Source organism: Allopusillimonas soli, from assembly GCF_004153445.1.
Lineage (GTDB): Bacteria > Pseudomonadota > Gammaproteobacteria > Burkholderiales > Burkholderiaceae_B > Allopusillimonas > Allopusillimonas soli.
The window spans coordinates 1-4,759 of sequence record NZ_SDQC01000013.1 but is presented as its reverse complement, the minus strand read 5'-3'; the positions used below and the strand labels follow the sequence as shown (position 1 = coordinate 4,759).

Genomic DNA, 4,759 nt, shown 5'->3' with positions numbered 1-4,759 from the left:
ACATCGCGGATTCCTAAGATAAAATCGACTGGGGACATCGGCATTCCTTCCATTAGACGTGTTTCTTCGCAAAAACAAGTTTAATGAATGCTGATCGTCCCCCTTTTATGATGAAGAGCCCATCGAAGCGGCAAAACCCGCCGAAAAAGAGTATCTGTTACTGGACGAAGACAAACTTTATCTTCGTATCCGGCCCAACGGCTCAAAAAGTTGGCAGTTCATCTACCTGAACGTCGCAGGCAAGCGTGTCAAAGTCGCCCTTGGCCTCTATCCCAGAGTATCACTGGCGCAGGCTCGAAGCTTGGCGGAAAAGCACAGGCTGGCTATGGACGTGGGCAAAGACCCTCGCCAGACAACGAAGGAGGAACGGGCAGAAGCGCGTCGCCATGCCCTAGCCACCTTCGAAAAAGTCGCCAGGGACTGGCACACGCACGCAAAGGCCGTGCATGAGTGGAGCGAAGACTACAGCCAGAAGATTCTGCGCCAACTGGAACTACATGCCTTCCCGAAACTTGGCCGACACCCTATCGGCTCATTGAACCAGCTAGACGTCCTGCAATGCCTGGAGGCCATCTCGCTCGCAGGCACTCGCGAAACCGCCATACGCCTACGAGAAAGCCTGCAACGCGTCTATGCCCGAGCCGTCACCCTCGGCCTCTTGAAACCTGGCGACAACTTCATGGCAAAGGGCGTAGCTGATTTCAAGCTACGCAGCCCAATGGTGAAGCACTACGCCACCATCCTAGAGCCACAAAAGATCGGACAGCTGATTCGAGACATCCGCGGATATCGCGGCCACTACATCGTCTGCTGCGCCCTGCGGATCATGCCTTACGTGTTCCAACGCCCCGGGCAGATACGCATGATGGAGTGGGAGCAGCTTGATCTGGACGCAAGCATCTGGGCATGCCCACCGCACATGATGAAAATGCGGGAACCACTCAAAAAGAGTGGGCGCGTGCCGCCGCACATCGTCCCCCTGCCGACTCAGGTTGTGGAGATTCTTCGCCAAATCCATGCCGTGACAGGTCCGACTGGCCCTGTGTTCAAGAGCGTATCGCGTCGCCGTGGCAAGAATGGCTATTCGCGCTACATCTCGAACAACACAATGAACAGCGCTCTACGTGCCTTGGGTTACGACACACAAACAGACATTACTGGCCACGGCTTCAGAGCCATGGCGAGAACGCTCATACGTGAAAGGCTGGGATGGGACCGCGAAATGATCGAGAAACACCTCGCGCACGTATCGGACGAAGAGTTAGGGGAAGCCTACGACCGGACGCGATTCGTCGCTCAGCGGCATGAAATGGCACAGGCGTGGGCAGATTATCTCGATCAATTGGCGGAGCAAAAGGCTTCAGCGATACCCTCTACAGCGCGCCCGTCAACTCCTCAGGCATAAGCAATAAGAAGCAGTATTGTCCTGGCAAGTGCAGGAGACTCAATACCTCACTTGCCGGACCTTGGCACCTTGAGAGCTCGTAATCGTCGCACAAGACTCCATCAGCTTGAAACCAGCCGGATTCTGCTCCCATTCTTCTAAATCGCTACAACGCCACCCTTTCGCCGAGCCACCCAGCGAAACCGGCGCAGGAAACGTACCGTCAGCGATACGCCGATACAAGGTAGACCGACTCAATGCCGTCATCCGCAATACCTCTCGCATACGATAAAACATGGGCAAGTCGGTATCGGCTCTTGAGTAGGACTGAGTTGAAAGATTCTCAGCGTAATGCATCTGCTTCTCCCGATATTTCGTTCGATACCAGATTGCACCAAGCTTCTCCACACGTAAACCTGTTGCAGCGCAGTCTAGCAAAGGAACACCAAAATCCAGCGAAAGTATTAGAGGCTATTGACTAATTAAGAGACTCAAAGAAGCAAAAAAACAGATGGCCGTTCTTATTATCAATAGAGCCTATATAAAGGCAAGCTCCAAACGACTAACGGCGCGAAGTACTGTTCGCACAAGTCGAAGCAGGAAGAAAACGTCTAACCTCTCGGCGTATCAGCTCGATTCCGGTACCGACTAAACTTGAGACTCACCCGTATTTATCGCAAGGTTAACTTCTTGTCATGCTGCACCGAAATTAATAATGACAGCTTTCGGCCAGAAGCGGACGGTCGACATCGCTACCTAAATCGCCAACAATCAACGCTTCCGGCGTCGTATAATGCTGCTTCGTCTGGGAAGCTCAAATTTTGAATCGGTGCCAACACGCTTTGAAAATGCGTTTCGTAGTGCCCGTCAATTGAGTGGAGCCAGGCGAGCGAAGTAGGGCGTTGATATCCTCAGGCAATTTCCCGAGCACAACCAGCGTATCCATGTCGAAATCTTTCCCGTTGCGCTTCGGAGATCAAGGCCAGTACGAGCTTAGTAAAGCATCGTTTGGCCACATCGTCGCAGGCGAGACGACGATTCGTCCTGTGGTGACTCCGACTGGCAAGGATCAAGAGACGGTGCTGTCAGGTGGCCTGCACACCTACGCTGGCTGGAAGAAATTCCTGGCCCTGCACCCAAAGGTCGTTCATCTGATGGAGTTTCGCCTTGGGATCCATGACGCCTGGTGGTTCGCGCGGGAGCTTCAGAACGGGTGCATCACGCTCAAGATCCCCAGACGGCTGTTCACCAAAGGGGCCGCCAGGATCACCAAGCAACCAGACAACTACTACAAGTCTGGCTATCTCTGGAAGACGCTGTTTCCGGTGACATTCACCGAGGACGACATCATCGATGTGATCGATGAGGCGCTCAAGAACCTCGACCGGGAGCTCTCGGATTCGATCACTGCGGAAAAGCCTGACGGCGTGCTGTACGGCTACGCCAGGATGACTGACCCGTTGAAGGCTATGCTAATACGCGTCCAAATGCGCGGCAATCAGATCATGTCTGCTTTTCCCGCGTGGGATCAGCCTTGGACTGGCAACAATGGCAAGGCCTATTCGCACGTCCATTCGATCAGCTTCTTGCTCGCCGAATCAACTGTCGACTTTGCGGATTTCCAGCCCGAGTACGGGCCTGTCTTCCAGGGTGATCGGTTTGATCGGGAAGCACTGCTGACCAGCACGCCGCAGTTCATCAAGTCGCGTAGGAACCGCAGCCTTGCCACACCAGTCGACGCGCGCAATGCAGCCCGTTCGCAGACCCTGAAAGCAGTGGCCATACGGGCGACTCCAATGGACTTGGATGCCATTGACCGCTACCTCGCAGACTATCCATGTGCGAAGGACCCGTTCGCGGTTCAACGTGGCATGTACATGAACTTGATCGACGAGCTCGACCGTTGGCCTGAGCTCTTCAATGCCGCTCAGTTCACTGAGAACGTTGGCGAGTGCCTCTATGTTTTGTCCGCGTGCGACAATATATTCAATACCCGCCGCGCTGTGGACGCGGCGATTCGCTTCCTTGGGCAGGCACTCATCCACACGGGCGGACTGAACACATTGATGTTCAAGGCACTGATCGGGGACATGATCACCATGGCGATTGGTCACGCTGATAAGACAGCATTGCGAGACGTGCTCGCAGCGCTCGCCGCCTCGCCGTGTCGGGCTGCGCTGTATACCGAGTTCGACCTTATTCCCTTTTATCCGTTTCGCAAGGCGGGTGAGCCTGAACCTCCTGAAGGCCAGGAAAACCCAAAGCTGCAGTTCAACGTTGATCACCTGCTCGAGTTCATCGCCTTCAATTTGGGCGAGAACTACTTGATCGCGTTCAGCAAGGAGCAGCGGCTGTCTTTTGCACGCGATACCCTCGGTCATGGTAATCAGTGGCGACTGGCTCGAGATTTGATGTCCAAGTTCGCTGAGCGCGACTTCGATTTCTTCATGCCTGACGTGCTCGATCTGGACGATTTGACCGATCAGGTTCCGCCGACCGAGCAGGACCTGTTGGCCATCGTTCGCGATTACGGACGGATGATGATCATGCTGCGCCAGCGCGTTGTCTTGGAAGATCCTGCGGCCTACAAGGCCAAGCTCGAGGATCTGGAGAAGGGTACCGACGCTTACGACGCCCTCTACCGGCAAAAGAACAGACGCGACTATGTCCTGGCGATGCACCAGCTCATGCTGGCAAAGGCCATGAAATACGCCGACAAGGAGGGCTATGCCAAGTTGAAGGCTGCTTGCGCGGAAGCGCTTGTGCGGATTCCAAAGGAGCACGTGCCGCTGCCTCGATATGTCCCTGACTACATCGCTACTTACCGAAAGGACGAGTGGGCGCAGATGATGTTTGTCCTCGACGGGGACGATGCTGCTGATTCGCCCGCCACCGGCATGGACGATGACGAAGATGACTCAGGTGGCTGACAGAGTCCTTGAGATCAGAAGAGGACTCGGTGGGTCGGCACTTTGTTCTATCACTCCACCCCTTGCTCACTTGCTTGCCCTCGATTTGGCGATCGTAACATCGGTCGTCCACAGACCGTTGGCGATGAAGCAAGCGGAAGTTCACGAGAGTGCTCCCGTAGCCTTCGCCTTCGGGCAATTCTGGCTAAATCTCCACATTGAGGATGATCAGCATAGCCTCCATTTAACTGCTGTCATTATTTTTGTGTGATGGTAAGCAATGGGATGGACGCCCCCCACTCGTAACGGCATCAATGTGCCAAAGTAGAGGTGTTAGCCACCACCTCAACCGAGAGAGGCGTCCACTATGAAGATTACAACCGTTGGCATTGACCTGGCAAAAAATGTGTTCCAAGTTCACGGTGTGGACGAGCACGGCAAGGCCGTACTCAGGAAACAGATAAAG

At 54.5% G+C, this 4,759-nt stretch carries 3 protein-coding genes; 2 read left to right on the top strand and 1 reads right to left on the bottom strand.

Annotated features, from left to right (window positions below; genetic code table 11):
- Positions 1–121 precede the first annotated feature (121 nt).
- Positions 122–1,405, top strand: a complete 1,284-nt coding sequence (locus ERD78_RS19630; protein WP_280634120.1) for a tyrosine-type recombinase/integrase — start codon at positions 122–124, stop codon at positions 1,403–1,405.
- A 39-nt stretch (positions 1,406–1,444) separates the two neighbouring features.
- Here ERD78_RS19630 and ERD78_RS19625 read toward each other — a convergent pair whose 3' ends face one another.
- Positions 1,445–1,669 carry a helix-turn-helix transcriptional regulator gene (locus tag ERD78_RS19625; RefSeq protein ID WP_257216576.1) on the bottom strand — a complete coding sequence of 75 codons (225 nt, stop codon included), beginning with the start codon at positions 1,667–1,669 and terminating at the stop codon, positions 1,445–1,447.
- Positions 1,670–2,328: 659 nt separating this feature from the next.
- Between ERD78_RS19625 and ERD78_RS19620 the strand changes: the two genes are divergently transcribed.
- Positions 2,329–4,314, top strand: a complete 1,986-nt coding sequence (locus ERD78_RS19620) for a hypothetical protein (protein ID WP_129971594.1) — start codon at positions 2,329–2,331, stop codon at positions 4,312–4,314.
- The last annotated feature ends 445 nt before the right edge of the window (positions 4,315–4,759 follow it).

Coding starts and splice junctions, on each gene's coding strand:
- ERD78_RS19625 (WP_257216576.1), bottom strand. CDS start 1,669: ATGCGAGAGGTATTGCGGATGACGGCATTGAGTCGGTCTACCTTGTAT.
- ERD78_RS19620 (WP_129971594.1), top strand. CDS start 2,329: ATGTCGAAATCTTTCCCGTTGCGCTTCGGAGATCAAGGCCAGTACGAG.